This is a genomic window from Acinetobacter sp. ACNIH1 (genome assembly GCF_002934695.1).
Lineage (GTDB): Bacteria > Pseudomonadota > Gammaproteobacteria > Pseudomonadales > Moraxellaceae > Acinetobacter > Acinetobacter variabilis.
In genome coordinates this window covers 489,985-515,643 of sequence record NZ_CP026420.1, presented here as the reverse complement: position 1 = coordinate 515,643, position 25,659 = coordinate 489,985, and the positions used below count along the sequence as shown (strand labels likewise).

Genomic DNA, 25,659 nt, shown 5'->3' with positions numbered 1-25,659 from the left:
TGATGATGAAAAAAATTCTTGCTGCTTCATTGGTAATGGCTTTTGTTTTAACTGGCTGTAACACTGTAAAAGGTGTGGGTAAAGACGTTTCTAAAGCAGGCGAAGCTGTAACAGGCACTGCAGAAAAAACTTCTGAAGAAATTCGTCAAAACTAAACTCTTTCTAGCTTCTCCACAAACCCTATCTCAGATAGGGTTTTTTTATGTGGAACATTCACATTACAGGCCATATTCGCCTATCATAGAGCCGACAAATTTATCGACTTATGAATTCACCATATGACATCTTCCGCGACTCTTGATTTAAGCCTGCAATTATTACGTCAGCCTTCTGTGACCCCTATTGATCATGACTGCCAGAATATCATGGCAGAACGTTTGAAGAAGGTGGGTTTCAATATTGAATCAATGCGCTTTGAAGATGTTGATAATATTTGGGCGCGTAAAGGTACTGAAGGCCCGGTTTTCTGTTTTGCTGGCCATACCGATGTTGTGCCAACCGGCAACCTGGATGCCTGGAACTCTGATCCTTTTGCGCCAGAAATTCGTGATGGCAAGCTTTATGGCCGTGGTAGCGCCGACATGAAAACCGCTTTGGCTGCGATGGTTGTAGCCACTGAACGTTTTGTCGAAAAATATCCGAATCATAAAGGCTCAATTGCCTATTTGATCACTTCAGATGAAGAAGGTCCATCGATCAATGGTACGGTAAAAGTGATTGAAACTCTGGAAGCCCGTAACGAGAAAATTACCTGGTGTCTGGTAGGTGAACCATCAAGTACCGACAAACTGGGTGATATTGTCAAAAATGGCCGTCGTGGTTCATTGAATGCCAACCTGACTGTCAAAGGCAAACAAGGTCATGTGGCTTATCCGCATCTTGCTGTGAATCCAATTCATACAGCATCTAAAGCCATTGCGGAACTGTGCGAAACAGTCTGGGATAATGGCAATGAATACTTCCCTGCGACGTCTTTCCAGATCTCAAATATCAATGCCGGTACCGGTGCAACCAACGTTGTCCCGGGCACCATGAATCTGCTGTGCAACTGGCGTTATTCAACTGAAGTGACTGCTGAAGAACTAAAAGCACGTATGCTGGAAATTCTGGATCGTCATGGTGTGGATTATGAGATTTCATGGACTTTATCTGGCCTGCCCTTTCTGACACCAGTAGGTGAACTGGTGAATGCCGCTAAAGATGCCATTTTAACTGTGACTGGTACTGAAACTGAATTATCAACTTCAGGCGGTACCTCAGATGGTCGCTTTATTGCACCTACCGGTGCACAGGTGCTGGAACTCGGTGTACTGAATGCCACGATCCATCAGATTAATGAGCATGTCGATATTGCGGATCTTGAACCACTGGCTGAAATTTATGAGCAGATTCTGGTGAACCTGTTAGCCAATTAATCACCAGATGTAAAAAAAGGAACTCTTATGAGTTCCTTTTTTTATACATTCAAAAGAATTATAGACCGATTGAAGACTGGATATGGCTCATTTGCGGAATGTGAAATAACTGATCCCCCATACGCACATACTGGAATACTGCTGGGTCAGTCACTTGCTGATCGGCATCAACCACTTCAGAAATACGCAGACGAATGGTTTTCGGCATTTCATTGCACATCAGGGCAAAACGCTGATGCACCTCATCTCCTTCAATCACCAGCGCCACACCACTTTTACGTGTTGGATCATTAACTGCATAAACCGGTAATTGCGCATCATGCCATTCAACCACTTTAACCTGGGTATCACTATCCAGCGCAGACAGGACAATATTTTGCGGTAACAGCATTGGATCTTTGCCGTAACAGTCAATGATATAAGCATCAATAAATCCGGTAGATACCGTAATTAAATGCTGAAGTTCCTGCTGGCTAATCTGATCAGCCATTTTGGCATTAGTCGTATTCTGACTCATTTATGACCCCTGTTTTTCAGCAATTAACTGTTGAATGTTCGCCAGTAATTCAGCTTCCTGGAACGGTTTACCCATGTAGTGGGTTACGCCCAGACTGAAGGCACGTTCACGGTGTTTCTCACCGGTACGCGAAGTAATCATGATGATTGGCAGGTCACGGTGAATATCGTGGTGACGAACCAGGTTCGTAACCTCGAAACCGTCCATACGCGGCATTTCAATATCCAGCAACATCAGATCCGGACGGACATTTTCAAGCTGCTCAATCGCATCCACACCATCTTTGGCGGTGACAATATCATAGCCCTGACGCTCAAGCAGACGCGAGGTCACCTTACGAACAGTCACCGAGTCATCCACGATCATCACCAGACGGCGAGCACTACCAGAACGTGAACCATCACGTTGATCCTGCATGTGTTTCACACGCTGTGTACCATGGATCTGACGGGCAATATTCTGACCATCCAGAATCAGACAGACCTGACCATCACCAAGAATCGTCGCACCGGTCACTACACCAATATTGGCGAATTGGTGGCCAATTGGTTTCACCACGATCTGTGCACGTGAACCGACAAGTTGATCGACTAACAAGGCAATGGCTTGACCACTGTTGCCTTTTATCAGCAATACTGGCAATGAATGCACCACATTATTCAGACGTGGAATTGGCTGATTCGATACGAATTCAGACAGGTAACGCAATTTGTAATTAACGCCATCAATCTTGAAGAAATCGTCTTTACTGTTGAAGTAAGTTTCCAGAGTAGATGGTGCAATACGTACAATACGGTCGATTTGCGCCAGAGAAACGGCATATTGCTGATCGCCCACTTTTACCATCAAGGCATCACTGACTGCTACAGTCGTCGGTACGCGAATGGTGAAGGTTGTACCTTTGCCTACTTCAGAGCTGACAGATACGTGACCGCCCAGCGACTTGATCTCGCTTTGTACTACATCCAGTCCGACACCACGACCTGAAATCTGGGTTACAGATTTAGCGGTACTGAAGCCCGGGTGGAAAATGAATTGCAATAACTCTTCCGAATCCAGGGTCTGATCTTCTTTGATCAGGCCTTGGCTCAGTGCTTTCTCACGAATCTTCTCAGCATCGATACCTTTACCATCATCACTAAATGAGACGATAACATCTGTACCTTGACGGCTGATATTCAACAGGATTGAACCGACTTCTGGTTTGTTCAAGGCAATACGGTCTGCTGTATCTTCCAGACCATGGTCAATCGCATTACGCAGCATATGTTCGAATGGCGTTACCAGACGCTCCAGAATATTACGGTCTAATTCACCTTCACTATTCTGAACAATCAGTTCTGCCGGACGGTTCAAGGTCGTAGACGTCTGACGTACGATACGTTGTAAACGTGGCAACATCCGATCAAACGGTACCAGACGGGTACGCATCAGGCTTTCCTGAATCTCGGCCTGAATCCGTGATTGTTGTAATAACAAACCTTCAGTTTCACGAATCTTGTCAGATAGAGTGCTCTTGAAGTCAACCAAGTCCGAAGCAGATTCCGCAAGCGACTTGGACAACTGGTTCAGTGACGAATATTGGTCCATTTCCAGCGGGTCAAAGTCTGCATAGCGCGAGTTGTCTGAACCGTGTTTGGCAATAATCTGTGATTCCAGCTCACCTTCCATTCGGCGCAACTGATCCGCCAGACGCTTGATTGCCAGTTCCATCTCGTTCAGGGTATTGCCAAGTTGGCCTAAGTCCATCTCGATACGCGAACGGTTAATCGCATTCTCACCTGACAGGTCAATCATCTTCTCAACCAGATCAGCAGAGATACGGATCATCTCGTGGCTGGTATCGGTATTACCGGTATCGACCCACTCACCCATCATACGTGGTGGCTCAGTACCATCACCTTCGACAAACTCGAAGCTATTTTCAGTGACCAGCGTTTCTGTTTTAGCCAGACGTTCCGGCAGCTGCGCAGTAACATCCACATAAGCAATCTTTTTCAGACTGCTTTGGATCTGTTCAAAATTGCTATAGTCACGCTGGAAGATAGCTTGTCTTAACCAGGCCAGTGTTTTTTGCAGCAAGCCATCATAAGCATTCGAGTTAAAGTGATATACCGCAAACTGTTCGAATGTGGTTTCCAGTTCATACGCAATGCTGGCCACCTGTTCGTTTTCAATCATGCGCGCACCACCCTTGATACTGTGGGCAGCACGTTGTAATTGAAGCAATAAGCTACGGTCACTACGTTGATCAAACCATTGGTTCAGCAGTTTTTCGGTATTGTCGAGAATCTCTTCTGATTCTTCCAGGAAGGTTTCTTCAACAATCGACTTCAGTTCATCTTCTTCAGAACGTTCTTCTGCTACAACCTCAACGGGCTCAGTCAAAGTTTCTGTTTCAGTAAGCTCAACTTGTTTATCTTCTAAGTTTAGAGTTGGTTCTAGATCTGAACTTGTGTTTTTTGATGCAATCTCTTCCGGTGCTTCATCTGCTGTCTCTTCAGATTCAGTAGTAGCTCCTGCATATTCAAACTCGACAACAGGAATTGATGCTTCTACCGGAGCCGCAACAGCTTGACCAGCCACCAATGCCTGAATATTTTGCAGAATCGAAATTGCTTCAACCGCTGGATAATCGATACCTTCATCACGGATCGACTGGATACGGTCAGAAACGTTATCTTGCACCAGACGAATGATTTGAATCAGAGCAGGCGTTACTGCAATCTGCTGACGGATGATTCGCTCATAAATACTTTCCAGTTCGTGCGAAATCGAACCGATATGAGAAGCGGTAATCATGTTTGCACCGCCCTTCAAGGTGTGCAAATGACGCATCAGATTGTTAAGTGAAGTCGTATCATCCTGCTTTTTACTCCAGGTATTCAGATCTTCATCAATACCTACCAGTAATTCATCCGCTTCTTCCAGGAAGATATTCAGTAGATCCTCATCGAAATCACGCTGAGTTTCTGCGCTGTCGATGTACTGGCGGTCAGAGGCAATACGCTGACTTAAAGCAGCAAAGTCAATGCTGGCTGTGGTTGCAGCTTCAGGAATAGAAATTTCTTCTGATACTTGCTCAGCAGGGACATTGTCTTCGGCAAAGATTTTCAGATCCTGCTGTACGAATGCAGCAAGTTCACTCAAGGTTTTTTGCGTATCATCATTTAAAATGACACGCTGGCCTGCTGCCAGGGTATCGAATAAATGAATGAATTCCTGATGTGCCTGGGCAAACAGCTCATAGGCATAATCGCTGTTCAGCAGTACCGGTTTTTCTAGTAAGGCATCATAGGCAGATTTTAAATCTGTCGTAAACTCATGAATACCCAGTGCGGCACGGTTATCTGTATGTGCAAGCAGCTCGGCAGCCTGCTCGCTTAAAGCCTGAATATATTCTGGATAATCGACTTTAGCGCGTTTATCGAATTCAAACTCGGCATCCAGTAACAGGTCAATCTCCAGTTCAACCAGCTTGGTTACCAGACCTTGGGTTTCAACTGTTTCCGCTTCAGTGGCTGCGAAGCCATAATCATTCCAGACACGCTCAAAATTCGCATACACTGCTGCCAGTTTGCTGCTATCACCCTGACGTAACAAATGCAGATAGTCGCTGACAAATTCAGCATACTGAATTAATACAGCAGTTTCTTTTGAAGTGGATGCAATTTCATCCTGAAGCAGTGTTTTAAACAGATGTTCTACTTTAGAGCTAGCCTCGAAGATTTCTTCGATCTGTGCCATGGACGAACTGCCGCGCAAAGTATGAATAGCACGAATCAATGCATTATAATCCTGCACTTTTTCATTTTCGCTATGCAGGAACTTGGCAATCGTTTCGAGATGCTCTTCGGCTTCCTCGATAAAGATTGCTACGGTTTCTTCTACATCACTGCGTGCAGCATCTTCAGTTTCGGCTTTTTCAAGCTCAAATTCTGTTGTGCTTATTTCTATTGCTGCAATTATATCTTGATCTTCAGCCGAATCACCTAGCTCAAGACCTGTGATCTGGCCTTCGGCAGTCAGACTGTCTGCCAGTTGCAAGAGTTCTTCTAAAGCCGGCTCAGGTGTCATTTGTTGTTGTAATTGCTGACCTAAAAGCACGACTGGACGCAGGTCAACATCGAGTTCCTGCACCTGTTTGAATTTTGGATATAAAGTAAACTGGTAAATATTCAGTACAGCTTTGGCATACTGTTGAATCGTAGGCGTTAACTGGATTGAACCTGAAAGTACCCGATTTAAGGTATCTTCCACTGCCCAAGCAATTTCACCCGCAGATTTAGCCCCCACCATACGGCCTGAACCTTTCAGGGTATGAAAATGGCGGCGAATGGTTTTCAGGTTTTCCTGATGAGCCGAATCACTCAACCATTCTGGAAATAAAGCATTTAACTCAACGAAAATCTCTTCGATTTCCTCGACAAAAATTTCAAGAATTTCTGCATCTTGATCAAGATAACTGTCTTCAGGAAGCGTTGTCGTTTCAACTAAATTTTTTAATATTTCTTTCATAGCTAATGCTTCTTACGTTGTGCCGCCAAGAAGGGCGCTCAAACTTAATTGTGACCGTCACGCGAGACCTAACCTTATGTAGTCAAGTCCATCTTGTCGAGGCTTTATCTGTATTTCTGAATGTGCCTCAACCTAGGTTAAGGCACACTCCCCTCATACTTTCTGACTTTATTCTGGTAGTTTAAAGTCAGATACAGATTCACGTAATGCATCGGCCATGTTCGCCAATTCAGATACCGAACGTGCTGTATCGAAGGTTGCACTCGTAGTTTGTGAAGTAATTTCCTGTACGACATTCATCGTGGTCGCAATATGACCCGCAGATGCAGACTGAAGTTTCGCAGCATCGGAAATGTTCGCAATCAGTTTTGCCAGGTTATTCGATACCGTTTGAATCTCATCCAGTGCCACACCGGCATCTTTAGACAGGTTCGCACCACGTACAACTTCGGCTGTGGTTTGTTCCATTGAAATTACGGCTTCGTTGGTATCCGTTTGAATGGTTTTTACCAGGCCTTCAATCTGTTTGGTTGCAGATGCAGAACGTTCCGCAAGACGCTGGACCTCATCCGCTACCACGGCGAAACCACGACCAGCTTCACCCGCCATCGACGCCTGAATCGCTGCGTTCAAAGCCAGGATGTTGGTTTGGTCGGCAATATCGTTAATCAGGGCTACGATGTTACCAATTTCTTGTGAAGATTCACCCAGACGTTTAATACGTTTAGAGGTTTCCTGAATCTGTTCACGAATCGTATCCATACCTTCAATAGAACGGTGTACAACGTCTGCACCATTTGCAGCAATTTGTACTGAACGTTCCGCAACGACTGCAGATTCTTCCGCGTTGGCAGATACCTGGTCAATGGACATTGCCATTTCGTTAATCGCAGCAGATGCACCCGCAATCTCTTGTGCCTGGTGTTCAGATGCTTCAGCTAACTGGTTGGTAATGCTTTGAGTTGTCGCTGTATATTGCGCAACTTCCTGAGAAGTTTCGGTAATACGAGATACCAAGTCACGTAACTGGTCGATCGCGAAGTTAATCGAGTCGGCGATCGCACCGGTAAAGTCTTCCGATACTGTTGCATATGAACGTAAGTCACCATCCGCAAGGTCGGCAATCTCGTCTAGTAAACGTAAAATCGCATTCTGGTTACGGTCATATTCTTCTTGAAGACGGGTTACACGCTGTTTGTCCGATGCACCACGTAGGGTTAACAGGCGGAATACACACAGTAGGAAGCCGATCAATAACAGAATTAACAGTACCGCTGGAACGATTGTTTTCAGACCAGAGTTACCAGACAGTTTGTTTAGGTTATCTAGCAGGGCATCCGATTGCGAGAAAATTGACGCAGATGCCTGACGTACTTTTACGATTTGCGCAGAGTTTTTCAGGATTGTCGCAGATGCTGATTGAAGTACATCATCATATTCCGCTTTGATGCCTTCCAGAGACTCGCGCAGGTTTGGATCAGTAATACGTTGTACACCCAGTTCAGCAGAACCGTTTAACTGTGCATTTAAGTATGAACCGAAAGTTTCGGTATCGGCACTGAAGTCGTCCGCTGATTCACGTGAACCGTCGTTACCAGTCAATACCAAGCTGATCGAACGTAAAATACGTTCCGCAATGAATACCTGGTTTTTCGCAATGACCACCTGGTTAGACGGCATGTCTTGACGCGCCATCTGGTCGACCATCAAGTTATATTCAGCCTGAATCCCCGGTATGGCTTCACCAATTGCGATGTTGGTGTCATATAACTGGTTAATGATTTTTTGTTGCGATGCAATCAGGTCAATACTAGAAGACACTTCTGTCCACTGTTTATCTACTGCTTGCAGTGCCTCATTATTGGAATGAATATTTTTTACAATCTCAAGGTTTTCCGCAAAAGCTTTTTGAGAATCTGTCAGTTTTTTCATCGCTTCAGGTGTACCAGAAGCCGTTGCTTCAGTCGCCTGACGAGAAATGGTTTGTGAAAGCAGACGTAAATCACCCAGACTTTGTGTCAGCTGGTTAGCACGTGGCACACTGTAGAAAAGATACAATAAAGTGATGGTTGCCGCTAACAGACAGCCGGCTGCGCCATAAATAAACGGTTTAGACTTTTCACTATCACCAAATACACGTGACAACTGGTCTGTTTGTGATTGAATCTTGGATAAAAAAGTATTGCCACTTTTGCGGCTACCTTCACCTGTATTTTTCTTTTTAAGTTTAAAGCCCATGCAGCCTCTCCCCGATTTACGTCTTTATTACTTTCGTGCGCGACGTTTAATTTATAAATTTTATAGATGCGTTCATAAATTTTGGATTTTGCAACAGACGACTGAATAAGAACACATGCCATTGCTGGTTATGCTGGTGGAAAAATCCCTGACAGTATTCTTGTAAGTTATTATCCAATTCAGTAGTTTTAGAAAAAAAACTTTTCTTATTAAAATGTTGTATACCCAAAACTTGATCAACGACCAAACCGACATATTGGTCATTATGGTGAATACATAATACTTTTTGAGTCGGTGAAAACTGGCTACTCTGTCCTGATACATATTGAGTCAAATCAGAAACTGATAATAACCTTCCCCGAATATTGGCCAATCCTAACACCCATGATTGAGTATTAGGAACTAGCGTATATTTTGGAGGATAGATCACTTCGGATACTTCCCCCAGCGGGGCAACAAAATATTGCCCCATCATCTCAAAAGCAATGCCTGACCATCGGTTGACTTCATTTTCATTAGAAACGTAGTTTTTATTTCCCCGTTTCGCAATGCGAAGCAATTCGATAAATCCATTTGCTGCCATAGAGCTTATCCTGCGTTGAGGTGGTGCTTAATCACTTCAATCAACTGTTTTTCATCTACCGGTTTTGTAAGATAATCTGCGGCACCCTGACGTTTACCCCAAACGCGGTCAGTGGCCTGATCTTTGGTACTTACAATTACAATCGGAATATGCTTGGTGGTTGCACCACGTGCGATTTGACGTGTTGCCTGGAAGCCATTCACGCCTGGCATGACCACATCCATCAATACCAGATCTGGCAACTCAGCCTGAGCCATGGTTACCCCATCTGCACCATTGGATGCTTCAATCACCTCAAAGCCATGTTTAGAAAGAATCTCTCTAAAACGGAATGTTTCTGTCGGTGAGTCATCTACGATTAAGATACGCGCCATGCCAATTCCCCTAAAAAATCAATTATTAAGCACTAATATGGTTACGGATTGCATTAAGCAATTCATCTTTACTGAAAGGTTTAGTCAAGTATTCATCCGAACCAACAACACGACCTTTGGCCTGATCAAATAAGCCATCTTTACTCGAAAGCATAATCACAGGAATATTCTGATAATTTTGAGAGTTTTTAATCAACGCACAAGTTTGATAACCATCTAGACGAGGCATCATGATGTCTACAAATACGATATCTGGATTGGCTTCTGCGATTTTTGATAAAGCTTCAAAACCATCTACCGCAGTCACGACTTCATATCCTTCGCGCTGTAGAAGAGTTTCTGCTGTACGACGAATGGTCTTTGAGTCATCAATGACCATAACTTTTAGATTTTGGAATTTATCGTCCATTTTGACCCTTCCCATTTTAGAAACGATGCGCCATAAGGCTCATAGGATTATTTTATTACGATCGATAAACATTTTTAACACAAATCCACTTGTATTATCAATGAACATTTTCTACACAAGTGTGCAAAAATAGCGGATTTCATCAACCATTTCACATTTTTATTTTGTCATTGCTTTTTTTTTGACTGACGGTAGTTTTTAATTCGTGAGTTTGAGTCTAATATAGCATTATTATTACTTTAAAATAAGTAATTTAGTCAACTTTCAATTGGGGAGCCAATGATGAGTCAGTTTTCAGAAAAACTTGCTTTCATTGATAAAAATAAAATGACTGGCCAATTCATATTTGCAGTGACACTTTTTCTTCAGGTCACCATTTCATATGCCTCAACTAACCAGCCACCAAAAGCCACCTGGTATCGCTATTATGATAATAAAGGCGTGGCCAATATCAGCACTAACGTTACCCCCAACCATATCCGCTATGGCTATGAGGCACTTGACCAGAATATGCAGGTCATTAAACGTGCACGTCCTTATAATGTCGATAAAGATATTAAACAGGCGCCGCAACGTGCCCAGCAAGCCCAGCGCATCGCAGAAGATCAAAAGCTGAAACGTGCCTATACCAATAGCCATGTTGCTCTACAGAAAAAGAATGAAAGTCTGAGCCAACTGAAGAAACAGATTGCCTTTCAGCAAGAGCAGATGAAACAGTTGCAGCAAGACCGGGTCATGTTTGTACGCCAAGAACGTGAATATTTACGTAAAGGCAATAATCCCCCGGCCTCTTTAAAAGCCAACCTTGAAAACAACCAGAAAAACCTGATTTCTCAAAAAGAAAATATTCAATCTTTACAAACCCGCTATCGAAATATGGAAGCGGAATACGACAGAATTATTGCCCGTTTAAAAGCACTTGAATAAACACAAATAACTTGTTGTTGCTTTAAACGACCACAAGTGAAAAGGATTAATATGCCATTTGCACAGCATTTTCATATTTCAAAGACCTCTTCTTCGCGCTCTGTATTGATGATGAGTGCACTTTGCTTAAGTCTTTTTCTAAGCGGCTGCAATAAAAATGAATCTACACCGCAAGCCGAAAGTCCAAAAACAATTGAACTGATTCCTCAGGATCTGGTTGCCGTAAAGACAGGTACTTCAATCCAGAAATCCGCATTTACCGGTACTATTCGCGCAGTCAACCAAAGCAGTATTCAGGCGCAGGTTTCTGCCACTGCCACCAGTGTTAATGCTCAGGTCGGTGACAATGTAGCTAAAGGTCAGGTACTGGTTCGCTTAAATAATCAGGATAATGCCGCACGTCTGGCTCAGGCCCGTGCCAATCTGGCATCTACCCAGGCACAGGCTAATCAGGCGCGCAACATGATGCAGCGCAAAAAGCGTCTGCTCGACCAAGGCTTTATCTCTAAAGTTGAATATGAGCAAAGCCAGGTTGACTATCAGGCCCAGGTTGAAAATGTCCGCGCACAGCAAGCCAATGTCGATATTGCCGTAAAAGCCGATCGTGATGGCATTATCACTAGCCCGATTAGTGGCGTGATCACTCAGCGTCAGGTTGAGCCCGGTCAAACCGTGGCGATCAGACAAACCCTGTTTGAAATCGTAAATCCAAATCAACTGGAAATTCAGGCCCGTGTCCCGAGTGAGATGCAGGCCAGTCTGCGTTTAGGCAGCAAAATTGAATATCAGATTCAGGGCAATCCAAATACGTATACCGCTGCTATTAGCCGGGTGTCTCCAATTGCCGATCAGGCCAGTCGGCAGATTGAATTCTTCGCCAGACCGAATGAAAGTATTCCCTCTTTAAGTATTGGCTCTTTTGTTGAAGGCAATATTCTGAGTTCTCAACAAGTTTCTGGTCAGATTATTCCCCTCGATACCGTTCAGGATATCCAGAATAAACCTTATGTCTGGGTTATTCGCCAGAACAAAATTATTAAAGTGAATGTTCAGGTTCTGGAACAGCGCTATAACCAGAATACTGCAGTGATCCAGGGTCTGGAGACAGGTGATCAGGTCAGTCGCATTCCATTTACTGAGGCAGATCTCAACAAGCCAGTGACACTGCGTTCCAACTAATCAGACAGGATCATTAATATGTGGTTTACCCGAATTAGTGTGAAGTATCCCGTCTTCACCATTATGATGATGTTCTGTTTGATGGTGCTTGGACTAGCTTCCTGGCAGCGCATGGGTGTAGAAGAATTTCCGGATGTCGACTTTCCCTTTGTGGTGATTTATACCAGCTATCCAGGCGCTTCTCCAGAAACCGTTGAATCGGAAATTACCAAAAAACTTGAAGACCAGATCAATACTATTTCTGGTTTAAAACAGGTAATTTCACAATCCAGTGAAGGCCTGTCGATGATTACGGCCGAATTCAATCTGGAAGTTCCTTCTACCATGGCGGCACAGGATGTCCGTGACAAAATTGCCTCAGTCACCGCCGAATTCCGTGATGAAATTCAGGAACCGGTTGTCGAGCGTTATGATCCGACTGCCAATGCAATCATGTCGATCGTATTTGAGTCCGACAATATGGATTTAAAGGCACTGAGTTCCTATCTGGATCAGCGCATTGTTCCACAACTACGAACTGTTCCGGGAGTAGGTACAGTCAACCTTCTTGGTGATGCACAGCGCCAGATTCGCATTCAGGTTGAACCCCAGAAACTGCAAGCTTTTGGTATCGGCGTGGATAGCGTCATTAATACTCTGAAATCTGAAAATATCGAAGTTCCGGGCGGTACATTAAAATCTGGCAACTCGGAACTGGTGATTGAGATCAATTCCAAAGTGCTACATCCCCTCGCCTTTGGCGATTTGGTGATTGCCAATAAAAATGGTGCACCGATCTTTCTGAAACAGGTCGCAGAAATTGAAGATAGCCAGGCAGAACTTGAAACTGGTGCATTTCTGGATGGTAAAGCTGCAGTTGCAGTTGACATCCTGCGTAGCTCTGATTCTAATATCATTGAAGTTGTAGACAGTACTTACAAAACCCTTGAAAGCCTCAAATCCCAACTGCCACAAGGAACCACCTTAAAAGTTGTGGTAGATTCTTCAAAAAGCATCCGCGGCACCATTGGTGATGTGGCGCGTACCATTATCGAAGGTGCAGTTCTTGCTGTCCTAATTGTTCTGTTATTTTTAGGTTCTTTCCGCTCAACGGTCATTACTGGCCTCACTTTACCGATCGCTTTGCTCGGAACTTTGACCTTTATCTGGGCTTTTGGTTTCAGTATTAACATGATGACCTTATTGGCCCTGTCTTTAAGTATCGGTTTGCTGATTGATGATGCAATTGTAGTACGGGAAAATATCGTACGGCATACCGATATGGGTAAAGACCATGTCACTGCTGCACTGGACGGAACCAAAGAAATTGGTCTTGCTGTTCTGGCAACAACATTGACAATCGTCGCGGTCTTCTTGCCTGTTGCCTTTATGGGTGGAATTATTGGGCGTTTCTTTTATCAGTTCGGTGTGACGGTGAGTACCGCCGTTCTGATTTCCATGTTTGTCAGTTTTACTCTGGATCCAATGCTATCTGCACATTGGGCAGAAAAGAAAAAAGATCCCAATAAAAAGCCGGGCCGAATCAAACGCTTCTTTAACTGGATTTCAGGCAAATTAGACAATTTAAGTCATGTTTATGAAAAGCTATTGAAACTGGCTTTACGCTTTAGGTTCATTACCATTGTGATTGCAGTGGCATCTCTGTTTGGCGCTTTAGCACTCTCGAAACTGATTGGTACCGAGTTTGTACCTGTCCCGGATAAGGGTGAAATCCGGATCAAGTTTGAAACCCCAGTCGATGCTTCACTGGAATATTCACAAGCCAAACTGCAACAGGTCGATAAAATCGTACGTCAGCATCCTGATGTACGTGCAACTTATGGCGTAATTAATGGTGTGACCGATCGCGGTAAAAATCATGTCAGCTTACGTGTCACTGTAACTCCGCGGACTGAACGTGAGAAAAGCTTGAATGATCTCAATAATGAATTCCGTCAACGTTTACAATCTGTGGGCGGCATTACCATTACCTCAGTTGCTTCCGCGGATGAAACCGTATCGGGTGGTCAAAAGCCGATTATGATCTCAATCAAGGGCCCTGATTTGAATGAACTACAAAAGATTTCCGATCGCTTTATGGTCGAGATGGCTAAAATTGATGGCATCGTCGATCTGGAAACATCCCTCAAAGAGCCAAAACCGACCTTAGGTGTACAGATCAATCGCGTTCTGGCCAGTGATCTTGGTTTGTCAGTCAATCAAATTGCCAATGTAGTTCGCCCATTGATTGCCGGCGATGATGTCACCACGTGGCAGGATGAAAAAGGTGAAACTTATGATGTTAACTTACGCCTGACCGAAGACCGGCGCACCCTGCCGAGCGATCTGCAAAATATGTATATCACTTCATCTAAAATGGATGGCAATAATCAGCCGATTTTGATCCCGCTTTCTAGCGTTGCTAATTTTGAGGAAAAACTGGGAGCTTCTCAAATTAATCGTCGTGACCTGGCGCGTGAGGTGCTGGTTGAAGCAAATACCTCTGGACGCCCTGCAGGTGACATCGGTACTGACATTAGCAGACTTCAGGATAATTTCGACATGCCACCGGGTTATAGTTTTGATACCCAAGGTGCCAATGCAGATATGGCAGAATCCGCTGGTTATGCGTTGACTGCGATTACCCTGTCGATTGTATTTATTTATATTGTGCTGGGTTCACAGTTCAACAGCTTTATTCATCCTGCTGCCATTATGGCTTCATTACCTTTGTCATTAATTGGTGTATTCCTGGCGCTGTTCCTGTTTAATTCGACCATGAACCTGTTTTCGATTATCGGGATTATTATGCTGATGGGTCTGGTAACCAAAAATGCGATTCTGCTTATCGACTTCATCAAGAAAGCCATGGATCGGGGTGAAGCCCGTTATGATGCGATTCTGAATGCCGGCAAAACCCGTTTACGTCCAATTCTGATGACCACCAGTGCCATGGTCATGGGAATGGTGCCGCTCGCTCTGGGCTTAGGTGAAGGTGGTGAACAAAGTGCACCGATGGCACATGCCGTGATCGGCGGGGTAATTACCTCCACCCTGCTGACATTGGTCGTGGTTCCAGTGATTTTCACTTATTTGGATGACCTTAAGAATTTTATGCTGCGCCAAGCCCGTAAAATCATGGCATAATTTAAACCATCACAATGAGGTGACATTCACGAATGTTCACCTCATTTTTTATTGTATAATCTCTGCTTTAACGCTTAATTTTTTAGGACAGTTTCCATGCGCGCGAGTCGCTTTTTATTTGCAACGTTGAGAGAAACCCCGAACGATGCTGAAGTTATTTCACATCAGCTGATGCTTCGTGCCGGTATGATTCGTAAGTTGGCTTCAGGTTTGTACACCTGGCTGCCGATGGGCGTTCGCGTATTAAATAAAGTTGCAGCGATCGTTCGCGAAGAAATGAATAACGCGGGTTCACTCGAAGTCTTGATGCCTGTGACTCAACCAGCTTCTCTTTGGGAAGAATCTGGTCGTTATGTGCAATACGGTCCTGAACTATTACGTTTTAAAGATCGTCATACCAATGACTTTGTGCTTGGTCCAACACACGAAGAAGTGATCACTGATCTGGCACGTAATGAGCTAAAAAGTTACAAACAATTGCCTGCAAACTTCTACCAGGTTCAAACCAAGTTCCGAGATGAAATCCGTCCTCGTTTTGGTGTAATGCGCTCACGTGAATTCATCATGAAAGATGCTTACTCTTTCCATGCGGATCAGGAATCTCTGCAAGAAACTTACGATAAAATGTACGAAGCGTACTGCAAGATCTTTACCCGTTTAGGTCTGGATTTCCGTCCAGTACAAGCGGATACCGGTTCAATCGGTGGTTCAGGTTCACACGAATTCCACGTCTTGGCTTCAAGTGGTGAAGATGATATCGCATTCTCAACTGAATCTGATTATGCGGCTAACATCGAAATGGCTGAAGCGATTCTGGTGGGCGATCGTGCTGCTCCAACTCAAGAACTGAAAGTGGTTGATACCCCAAATCAAAAAACGATTGCTGATGTATCAAGCTTCCTTGGCACTGACCCTGCACATTCAGTGAAGGCATTACTGGTTCAAGGCGTTGCAGCTGAAGAAGGTAAAGCAGCTCCTGTCGTTGCCCTGTTCCTTCGTGGTGACCATGAACTGAATGAAATTAAAGCCGAAAAGCATCCAAAAATTGCTGCGCCTTTGGCTTTTGCTACTGAAGCTCAACTTGCTGAACTAGGTTTGACTGCTGGTTTTGTAGGTCCACAAGGTTTAGTAGAAAAAGGCCTAACAGTGATTGTTGACCGTGCTGCTTCTGTACTTTCTGACTTCGTCGCGGGTGCAAATGAAGCAGACAAGCACGCAACTGGCGTGAACTGGGAACGTGATGCGCAGTTTAGCGAAGTTTATGACCTGCGTAATGTGGTTGAAGGCGATCCTTCTCCAGATGGCAAAGGTACACTTCAAATCAAACGTGGTATCGAAGTGGGTCATATCTTCCAGTTAGGCAAAAAATATTCTGAAGCTTTAGGTTGTAAGGTCTTAGGTGAGGATGGCAAACCATTCACTGTAACCATGGGTTGTTATGGTATTGGTGTGACACGTGTCGTAGCATCTGCAATTGAACAGAATTACGATGAAAAAGGCATCATCTGGCCGGCTGCGATCGCTCCATTTGAAGTAGCAATTGTGCCAATGAATGCGCATAAATCACCTCGCACTTTAGAAGCTGCTGAAAGCTTATATGCAGAACTGCAAGCTGCTGGTTTTGACGTACTGCTTGATGACCGTAATGAACGTCCAGGTGTGAAATTCTCTGATCTTGAATTGACTGGTATTCCACATCGCATTGTGATTGGTGAAAAAGGTCTGGATGCAGGTACTTTTGAATATAAAGGTCGCCGTGATGCAGAATCAGTAAATCTTTCGAAAGAAGAACTACTGGCAAAATTGCTAAATAATTTTTTCTGAATCAATAAAAAATCCCGCCTAGAGCGGGATTTTTTATATGTCTGAATTAGCAGAACTTATGTCCGCCAAAGCAGTTTGAGGTCACATTCTGGTTCTGTAGCAGCTTATCCATTAAGGTTAAAGTTGCAGGAGTACCATCTACATAGTTAGTAAATTTACCTACATCAATATTCAATTTACGTACCACCGCGACATTCGCCAGAGACCCTAGAGCCTCACCCACACTGACATCGATCAAGTTTTCAGGTCGTAAAAGAAATTCAGAAATAGCAGTTGCTACCTGAGGTAACACGAATGAAATATCAACTTCATCTGTAGTTTTTAATACACCCAGTTGAATCGGGTCTTTAAAAGATAGCCACCAACCTGGTTTGGCAATATCAGCCGCGTCCGCACCTTGCCAATGCACATTCTGACTCTGTAAAGACAAATAACCGCCTGTACCATTTAATGGAATATTATGGATCATATTTAGAGCCTGAACAAAGGTGATGTCCATATTCAGGTTATCCAGACTTGAACCAGCACCCATTTGAAAGAAAGAATGTGTTCCTAAATTAAGAAGTCCAATTAATGGATCAAACTCTACATACAGCTTATCTTTTGAAAAATCTGGTGTACCAATCACATCATTTGGCAAAGTTGAACCCGTTAAAGCCTTTGCTAATGGAATCGAAGCAATAGTAGAACGGATATTACTTACAGTCGCTGACTTTAAGCGTTGCCCAGTCACGACAGTTTCTGGCATAGTAAAGTCTACCCGCATGGAAGGCACTGTAATCCCGGTATGGCCATCAGCACCTGGCTTACTGGTGAAAGTACGTGTTTGTCCTAAAGCCTTTAGATTCCCTGAGATTTTTTCATCATTTGCAATACCAAAGGTTCCCGCTTTTGTAACAGACTCACCAGTGGTTTGCGCCATTTTCATATAACCACTAAAACTTTTGAGGCCATCATTCGGATTTTCAACGTTGTCAGTTCCCATGGTTAAGAGTCCAACAATTTTATCTGCACCTAGACGGAAACCGACCACTTCTCGGGTAGAGGCACTTCCACCATTTTTAATTGCAAACTCAACAAAGGGATTACTCACACTGGCACTGGTATTAGCACGGTCGTCTGAAAAGACAGGGTTACCTTTATCATCAAGGCTGGTATTTAAGCCACTCAAAGCCAAGTTAGAAATATCAATATCACAACCATTGGTATTCCCAATACTGTTATTAGTTCCACCACAACCGAGCTGCAAAGTTTTGATATTAATGTTCAATTCCATTAAAGCTTCAATACTTAGCTTATGGAAGTTAATCCCTTGTGATGAATCATAAGCATTTTCCAAATTTAATAATGCCTGTGCATCAACTGCCGATAAAGCCTCATCGTCTAAGGCTGTCATAGCCATCGCCTGTTGAGTAAGGCCCATTAAAGTGACAATCAAGCTATTCAATATTATTTTTTTCATGAAATCATCCCTTATTTCAGCGCGGTGTAATACCAAGCGTACTGCGCATGGTTCCGCCTGTGAGTGCAATTGTTGCGATATTCTGCATATTGCCATTTGTGGTCATGGCCATGTTGGTTCTAAACGGCTCGATAATCTTCTGATCTTTATTAAATTTGATTTGATTATCTAAAGTAACAGTATCTTCACTCACGCCTATTTTGGTGATTAATCCTAAATTCCCTTCCATACGATTAAAGTTAATCGCAGAAGTATGAACTGCACCTGTGCTATCTACATCTTCATTAATCAGACTAAAATAACTACCAAGATTATTGACATCACCTTTTTCTGTAGAAGTTAATGTTCGGAACTTAAAGTTTGCATCCAGAGATAAATAATTTTCGTCTGCTACATCCAGTCCCGGAATAATCATTAACTCACCACTACCATCAAGCATCATGGCAATTGTTGTTAATACATCGTCGCGTTTAGAAAAATTGTCATCAGGAACAAACTGATCACATTTATTGCCTGATACACAGTTATATTTAGATCCCGGTAATTGTCCAATTGCCACTTCAGCTTTCGCTGCGATCAGCAATTTATCAGCTTTTACATAGATGCCTTCATCTTCATAACCAATCACCCCTTTGGATTCAATAAAGGTATCAATATTTCGAAGGCCAGCATAATAGTTTCGCGCATAGCCATTCTCTACACCACCATCAATTAAAAGAATTGAAGTTGTACTTGGTGCTCCAGTTTTAGCATCCTTACCATAACCTTCAGTTGATGCCATCACGTTATAGGCAATACCATTCTTGTCACCTTCATATTTTGTACCCGACAAGGCAACATTGGCATTCAGGTTGTAAATTGGAATACCAATCCCCCAAGAACCACTATTCCCGGAAATAACACCAGTATCATTAGAAATAAAATTTGCTTTGGCTGCAATCGACTGGAAATCCATACCCCGTATGGCAATTAGTGCAAAGTCCTGATTAGCAGACGTACTGCTTAAAGTTTGCTGCAAAATCGGATTACTTCGTCTAAGCGTTGACTTAATATTGTCATTCACTAAAAACTCTAGGCTCTGTGCCTGAATTGTATTGATATAAATATCGCCAAAATCAATATAAGCATTATTCTTTCCAGTTAATGAACGTAATTCATTAAACTGAACTGCATAGCTTCCTTTGCCGGTATGACCAATTTCCAAAGTCGTTGGCTTTAAACCCTGCGCTGCTGCCACTTCCTGATTGGTAAAATCAGCTGATAAACCAAGATGCAAGCCACCTTCACCTGCGTTATAGCTTGAAACTCTATGATCTTGTCGCGTCAGCACACCACCAACTTTATTACTTATATCAAAAGAATTCAGTTTTGACTGATCGGCACCTAACGACAAACGTGCATTACTCACTGCACCCGAAATACCATAGCGCATGATATTTTTTAAATCGCCATCTCCATTCTGATAGCGTAAATCAAAGTTTAATCCAGCTGTTTGCGCACCAGTTGTTCCTACAGCCACTGGTTTTAAATTAATTAGATGGTCTTGTGTGCCACCTTTACTGGCGAGTACGATGCCTTGTGTCGGGTCTATATACATATAGCCCGTACCAGCGAAGTTAAAATTAAAGTTATCTAGAACTAAGCTATTTGTACCTAAAGTATGTTTAATCGTGGCATCTTGCAAATTGAAATCGATAGTAGCTGTTTCATTCTTATTGAATAAACCAGCTGTCGTTTGAAGCACCATTTTAAATGGACTATCAATCGCAAGACCTAGTTTGCCCAAATTTTGATTGTTTTCGACACAGCTTGTTTCAGCACATTCCTTACTCACCAGTTTAAAATCTGCATTGGCACTAAAGGGAGCTACGCTTGCTTCTAAACGAATCCCTGCACCAGCATCGGTCGCACCGACATCAAACTTAAGCTGGCTTAAAATCGCATTTTGATCTTTGCCTAAGATTTTTACTTTATGCAATCCCAGTCCCATCTTGGTATTTACATCAGCATTCGGGTCATACCAATTGAGCTGTTCAACTTCAACTTTTGATACCTCGTGCGTAATCGTAATACCGTCTTGACCAGTGATATAACCTAATTCGGTGGTGTTTCAAAAAGTATGCTGAAACAAAGCAGGTTGAATTTTGATAAAATAGAGAAATGCGAATAACTCTAGAAATCAAATGTCCAACCTGCCTCAGTGACAGTATAAAGAAAAATGGCATCAAAGTAGATGGGAAACAAAACTATCAGTGCAAAGACTGTAAACGTCAGTTTATTGGTGACCATGCTCTGAGCTATCTAGGATGTAATTCAGGCATTACTCGAAAAATATTACAGTTGATGGTCAGAGGTAGTGGTATACGAGATATCGCTGAAGTTGAGCGAATCAGTATCGGTAAAGTTTTACGTACTTTAACCGAATCGACCTACCAAATTCAGCCTAAACAAAGTCATTATGAGTCTCTTGAAGTTGATGAGTTTTGGACTTTCGTGGGAAATAAAAATAATAAACAATGGCTTATTTACGCCTACCATCGAGAAACAGGTGAGATTGTTGCTTATGTTTGGGGTAAAAGAGACTTAGCTACAGTTCAACGATTGAAGACAAAGCTTAAACAATTAGGTATTCACTACACCCGAATTGCAAGTGATCATTGGGACAGTTTCATCACTGCTTTTAAAAACTGCAAGCAAAGTATTGGTAAATTTTTTACTGTAGGTATTGAAGGTAATAATTGCAAAATAAGGCATCGAATTAGGCGCGGTTTTAGAAGGAGTTGTAATTTTTCAAAAAAGATTGAAAACCATTTTAAAGCTTTCGACTTAACCTTTTTTTACATCAATAATGGCTTCATTTAATGTCAGCATACTTTTTGAAACACCACCCCATTTTTTATTGCCTTGGGCGTCGACATGATTGTTCGGAGAAATCGCCAAGCGACAAAACAAGGTGTTAATTCCACAATCTGTTGTTGGCTTGTAATACACTTCTAACTTATTAGCGACCGTTTCAGAAATTTGAGATTTCGTTAAATCAGTAGCGTATTGATGATTGAGTGACAAGGTCCAGCTTAAATCCGCTCCGCCTTGACCCGTTTCTGCTGTCATTTGCTGCGGATCAAGACTGACCAAGCCGGCTTGTGTCGCTAAAGAAATCCCAAGAACTGTAGCAAGCATTAACTTTTTCAACATTGCCCTATTCCTTTATAGACCCGTAGTTTTTATTTTTAGATGTTGAATCAACACACCATCAATCACTGCTGAACCAAAATTCCTCATTGAGTTATCAGTAGCCCCCCTAAATACCACACCGGTAGCATTATTATCATCTTTTGCCTTCAGCATATTGGTGTTGGCAATACGTTCAACAGAACCAATAGCGATACTACTGTGTGTCGCATCACGTCCTTGATACAAGGCAATGCTATCTGAAGCTTGAGCTTTAATTTCAGTACCACATGTATATACATTACATGTAGAGCCTAAAAGTGCTTCTGATCCTAAAAAGCCACCTTTTCCATCTGGATAACGCTGATAAATCCGGTTGTAAATATCTGGAATTTTAGGAATACGTGTCACTTCCAAAATAATATTATTTCCTTCCGAACCCACAACAAAAGGTTGGTACATAGTTCCTAGTACCAAGTTGATATTCGGGCTATATAAATACAATCCCTCGGTATCATGAAATATAGGAGCTGCAGAGCCATTTAAAGCAGGGGTCGGACCATCTCCATCAAGATTATTCTCTTTTGCTGCAGTACTAATACGAATCCCTTTACTGTTCAAATTGTTTGAATCACTGGTCAGAGTAGAGGGATCATCATTAGTATTGAGTCGGATCAGACTCGCCAGGCCCAAGGTTTGACTATATGCAAGATCAGGCGATGTAAGGGTTTGAAATAATCGGACTTGTGAACCGTTCATGCTCAAACCATTAGCAATAAATTGTGCACGAAAGCGTTCAGAAATATCTAAGCCTGAAGTAGGTGCTCCAGTAGCATAATCTACGGTATTACTTGAATTTAAAGAACGTGAGAAAATATCAGTCCAGAAACCAAGCTTAATATTATTATCTGCTTCATTTGCAGCAACTGTTGCAAGAGGTGCTTCCAAAGCTAGATAGCCCACTTCTTTTCCAGTATCCGTAAACTGTTTTACTGTTTCGGCTCCGGCATGAAATAACCAGGGATTGCTGGCTGTTCCCCAATTAAACCCCTGATTGCTATAGCGGCTACTGAGTGAGTTATCACTTTTTGATAAAGCTAAACCATAGATAAATACATCAGCCTTCGTACGTAGCGTACTGACTGAGGCACCCATTGCAGCTTCTTTGGCCGCTGTTGTTGCGCTCGCTTTAACCGCCTGCTCCATAGCAGTCACTGCATTTTTTGCCTGAATCAGTGCATACCTATCAGCTTCAATTGCTAGTTTTTCTTGAGTCCGGTTTTCAACAATTGTTGTTACCCCAGGATCGATCAAATTACTTCGGGATCCTACAGCCTGAGTCCATTTATTATTAAGAGAAACGGCTGCACGATTCCCCCATAATAATTCAATCATTTCATAAGTATTAGCTAAAGCATATTCTGCTGATTTATCTTTTAACCATAACGTAGATTCTAATGAATCAGGTTTTGTTATTGTTCCATCATTACTTAGAGCTAAAGGCCAAAGATTACCATCATAATAATCTTGATAGCGCTGATCATAATACTGCTTTATTAAATCTGAATTGCGATATTGCTCAACAAGACCAGCACGCGCATTAGCACCAATTTCATTACGGATTGCAGTTAAAGTCGAATCATAGTTTTGAGTTTTATAGGTACTGACACTATTGTTATAAGTCGTTTGATAAAGATTGGCATTTGCACTAATACCATTTAAATAGCTACTTGCATACACTCGATCATAGACTTTGTTATAGGCACGCTCACCTAACTGAGCATAGTTCTCCCCAGTCGGAATAATACGAATAAAGCCAGTGTCTGCCTGACCTGGATTGGCAATACCTCGTGCATAGCTTGAACCACTGGAAGCATCATTCGGTGCCTGAAAAACCATTTTAAAGTCATCAAGTACTAGAGCAACACCTTCACCGGTAGTATCAGAAAGAGAAGAATCAGTTAATTCCTGCATTGCATGTGCGGATGGCAATAATCCTAAACCGATCATCATTGCCAAATAGCTTTTACGAAATTGAAATTTAGCTTTTATTTGAGCCATCTCGACCTATCCCTCTTATCTGATGCTCCGCATCTTTATCCTTCAGCTTCCCAGCCTTCAATTTTTGATTTTTATGATGCTTGGCACATCTTTTTTATATATTCATTCTTCATTATGCTTATTTTTAGCAGGATTACCAAAGCCAAAAGACTAAAAACCCCGAGTTTCCGATGAATGAAACAGTAAAAAAATAAGCGAGGCATTAGCCTCGCTTATTGAATGCTTTAAAACTATTAAGCTTTAGGCAAAGTCACGCCTGTCTGCCCTTGGTATTTACCACCACGATCTTTATATGAAGTTTCACAAACTTCGTCTGATTCGAAGAACAGCATTTGAGCCACACCCTCACCGGCATAAATACGTGCAGGCAGGTTAGTCGTATTTGAAAACTCTAGCGTGACATGACCTTCCCACTCAGGTTCAAGTGGAGTCACATTCACGATAATGCCGCAACGTGCATAGGTCGATTTACCCAAGCAAACGGTCAGTACATTTCGTGGAATACGGAAGTATTCTACTGTACGTGCCAACGCAAATGAGTTGGGGGGAATGATACAAACATCCGATTCAATATCGATAAAGCTTTTTTCGTCAAAGTTTTTCGGATCGACAATTGCAGAGTGAACATTGGTGAATACTTTAAACTCACGCGCACAGCGCACATCATAGCCATAGCTTGAAACACCATAAGAAATCAGCTTTTGACCATTTTCATCCAGACGAATCTGGTTTTCTGCATACGGTTCAATCATGCCGTGTTTTTCGCTCATTTCGCGAATCCAACGATCAGACTTAATTGCCATTGATATAATCCAAAAATCTTAAAAATAAGTAATTGCGACGTACTTTAACTGAAATTGACACTAATGAAAATAAGCGAAATTCCGACAGCTAAATTTCAGGAAATTTAGCTGCTTTTTCAGGTTTAAAGACTGAGGAGTGCTGAATAGGATAAAGGTACAGAAAAGCTCATTAAAATAATGGAAGCAGTCTTTTGTAAGTTCTTTTGATTCAGCCAGCGATTGTTTTTTCTAGCCAATAAACTACCTAAAAAGGTCCAGAAAAATGCGATAGGAATAAGTAATGCCAAGAATGCCAGCATATAAGTCACATAATATTGACTGCTTTTCCACACAATGACCGGGAAAATGGCCGAAGCAAATAATAATGCCTTAGGATTCAGCAAAGTCGCCAAAAATAGTTCCCGTGCCCGAATCGAAATACATTGAAAATTTTCATCAAGTTCTGCGGTACGCCATAATTTTAAAGCTAAAAATAGAATATAAGCAGCACTACAGAGTTTGAGAATATGAGGTAATTCCGGCAAATAGACCGAGATTTTACCAATCAAAAAACCCCAGAATGTAATTGCGATGAGATAGCCGAAAGCTTCTGCAGGAATAAGGCGAAAAGTTTTTCTAAATCCAACTTGAATACCTGACGATGCCAATAAAGTATTGGTTGGGCCCGGTGTTAATAGAATGGCTGCCACTAAACCAATAAATAACCATGAAATCATAGTTTGACCTCGCTCTTAGGTATTAAGCATAGAATAATCCGGTCAAATCTGCAAAAAAATAATTGTAAGAGAACATATTAAAAAATTTTATATTTTATTATTTTTAATTAATTTCATATAATTACGTAAAAATATAAGAGAATTACCTTTCAGTCAATTTTGTCAATTTATAAAGCTATAAGCTCATAATAAAATTACTATAAAAGTAGAAGTTTCAATAGAGTATTCGAACTTAAAGTTCCTGAAATATTAGTCTCAACAACATGAAAGAAAAATCATCCAAAACTTTGAAATCATTATTTCTGGTAACCTTTGATTGAATTTTAATTCACCAAA

Annotated in this window: 19 protein-coding genes; 7 read left to right on the top strand and 12 right to left on the bottom strand. The window is 42.3% G+C overall.

Going from position 1 to position 25,659, the window contains the following annotated elements:
* Positions 1-5 precede the first annotated feature (5 nt).
* Both C3F22_RS02550 and dapE read left to right on the top strand, forming a co-directional pair.
* The gene (locus C3F22_RS02550) at positions 6-155 is read left to right on the top strand and encodes an entericidin A/B family lipoprotein (RefSeq protein ID WP_004784975.1); all 150 of its coding nucleotides are present in this window, start codon (positions 6-8) and stop codon (positions 153-155) included.
* A 123-nt stretch (positions 156-278) separates the two neighbouring features.
* The gene (gene dapE / locus C3F22_RS02545) at positions 279-1,415 is read left to right on the top strand and encodes a succinyl-diaminopimelate desuccinylase (protein ID WP_034701961.1); all 1,137 of its coding nucleotides are present in this window, start codon (positions 279-281) and stop codon (positions 1,413-1,415) included.
* Between the two features lie 58 nt (positions 1,416-1,473).
* Here the strand turns inward: dapE and C3F22_RS02540 are convergent, their stop codons facing one another.
* The 6 genes from C3F22_RS02540 to pilG all read right to left on the bottom strand — a co-directional run bounded on the left by C3F22_RS02540 (position 1,474) and on the right by pilG (position 10,054).
* Complete coding sequence (locus C3F22_RS02540) at positions 1,474-1,932, bottom strand: hypothetical protein (protein WP_034701963.1); 459 nt, start codon at positions 1,930-1,932, stop codon at positions 1,474-1,476.
* Positions 1,933-6,450 (bottom strand): Hpt domain-containing protein, encoded by a 4,518-nt coding sequence (locus C3F22_RS02535; protein ID WP_104425854.1) that lies wholly within the window; start codon positions 6,448-6,450, stop codon positions 1,933-1,935.
* 168 nt (positions 6,451-6,618) lie between these two features.
* The gene (locus C3F22_RS02530) at positions 6,619-8,688 is read right to left on the bottom strand and encodes a methyl-accepting chemotaxis protein (protein WP_005236998.1); all 2,070 of its coding nucleotides are present in this window, start codon (positions 8,686-8,688) and stop codon (positions 6,619-6,621) included.
* A gap of 46 nt (positions 8,689-8,734) precedes the next feature.
* Positions 8,735-9,271 (bottom strand): chemotaxis protein CheW, encoded by a 537-nt coding sequence (locus C3F22_RS02525; protein ID WP_004784984.1) that lies wholly within the window; start codon positions 9,269-9,271, stop codon positions 8,735-8,737.
* 5 nt (positions 9,272-9,276) lie between these two features.
* Positions 9,277-9,645, bottom strand: a complete 369-nt coding sequence (locus tag C3F22_RS02520; protein WP_004784985.1) for a response regulator — start codon at positions 9,643-9,645, stop codon at positions 9,277-9,279.
* Between the two features lie 25 nt (positions 9,646-9,670).
* Positions 9,671-10,054, bottom strand: a complete 384-nt coding sequence (pilG, locus tag C3F22_RS02515) for a twitching motility response regulator PilG (RefSeq protein WP_004784987.1) — start codon at positions 10,052-10,054, stop codon at positions 9,671-9,673.
* A 282-nt stretch (positions 10,055-10,336) separates the two neighbouring features.
* Between pilG and C3F22_RS02510 the strand changes: the two genes are divergently transcribed.
* From C3F22_RS02510 to C3F22_RS02495, 4 genes are all read left to right on the top strand, one after another.
* Positions 10,337-10,981: a hypothetical protein gene (locus C3F22_RS02510; protein ID WP_034170199.1), complete on the top strand. Its 645-nt coding sequence runs from the start codon at positions 10,337-10,339 to the stop codon at positions 10,979-10,981.
* Positions 10,982-11,032: 51 nt separating this feature from the next.
* The gene (locus C3F22_RS02505; RefSeq protein WP_104425853.1) at positions 11,033-12,160 is read left to right on the top strand and encodes an efflux RND transporter periplasmic adaptor subunit; all 1,128 of its coding nucleotides are present in this window, start codon (positions 11,033-11,035) and stop codon (positions 12,158-12,160) included.
* An 18-nt stretch (positions 12,161-12,178) separates the two neighbouring features.
* Entirely contained in the window at positions 12,179-15,286 is a 3,108-nt protein-coding gene (locus C3F22_RS02500; protein WP_104425852.1) for an efflux RND transporter permease subunit, read from the top strand.
* Between the two features lie 96 nt (positions 15,287-15,382).
* Positions 15,383-17,110 (top strand): proline--tRNA ligase, encoded by a 1,728-nt coding sequence (locus C3F22_RS02495; RefSeq protein ID WP_104425851.1) that lies wholly within the window; start codon positions 15,383-15,385, stop codon positions 17,108-17,110.
* A gap of 46 nt (positions 17,111-17,156) precedes the next feature.
* On the opposite strand, the gene C3F22_RS02490 is transcribed toward C3F22_RS02495, so the two are convergent.
* Together C3F22_RS02490 and C3F22_RS02485 are read right to left on the bottom strand one after the other, a co-directional pair.
* Positions 17,157-18,572, bottom strand: a complete 1,416-nt coding sequence (locus tag C3F22_RS02490) for a hypothetical protein (RefSeq protein WP_104425850.1) — start codon at positions 18,570-18,572, stop codon at positions 17,157-17,159.
* A gap of 16 nt (positions 18,573-18,588) precedes the next feature.
* The gene (locus C3F22_RS02485; protein ID WP_213064458.1) at positions 18,589-20,550 is read right to left on the bottom strand and encodes a hypothetical protein; all 1,962 of its coding nucleotides are present in this window, start codon (positions 20,548-20,550) and stop codon (positions 18,589-18,591) included.
* A 182-nt stretch (positions 20,551-20,732) separates the two neighbouring features.
* Between C3F22_RS02485 and C3F22_RS02480 the strand changes: the two genes are divergently transcribed.
* On the top strand, positions 20,733-21,434 hold the full coding sequence (locus tag C3F22_RS02480; protein ID WP_001223318.1) for an IS1-like element ISPa14 family transposase: 702 nt from the start codon (positions 20,733-20,735) through the stop codon (positions 21,432-21,434).
* Here C3F22_RS02480 and C3F22_RS02475 read toward each other — a convergent pair.
* The 4 genes from C3F22_RS02475 to C3F22_RS02460 form a co-directional block, all read right to left on the bottom strand.
* Positions 21,399-21,767, bottom strand: coding sequence for a hypothetical protein (locus C3F22_RS02475; RefSeq protein ID WP_228203569.1), 369 nt, complete (start codon positions 21,765-21,767; stop codon positions 21,399-21,401). The two genes, C3F22_RS02480 and C3F22_RS02475, sit on opposite strands and share 36 nt — an antisense overlap.
* A gap of 12 nt (positions 21,768-21,779) precedes the next feature.
* On the bottom strand, positions 21,780-23,804 hold the full coding sequence (locus C3F22_RS02470; RefSeq protein ID WP_104425848.1) for a hypothetical protein: 2,025 nt from the start codon (positions 23,802-23,804) through the stop codon (positions 21,780-21,782).
* Between the two features lie 233 nt (positions 23,805-24,037).
* A complete protein-coding gene (gene dcd / locus C3F22_RS02465) occupies positions 24,038-24,607 on the bottom strand; it encodes a dCTP deaminase (RefSeq protein WP_004785008.1) in 570 nt (189 codons plus the stop codon).
* 122 nt (positions 24,608-24,729) lie between these two features.
* Positions 24,730-25,323, bottom strand: a complete 594-nt coding sequence (locus C3F22_RS02460) for a LysE family translocator (RefSeq protein ID WP_104425847.1) — start codon at positions 25,321-25,323, stop codon at positions 24,730-24,732.
* Between the last annotated feature and the right edge of the window lie 336 nt (positions 25,324-25,659).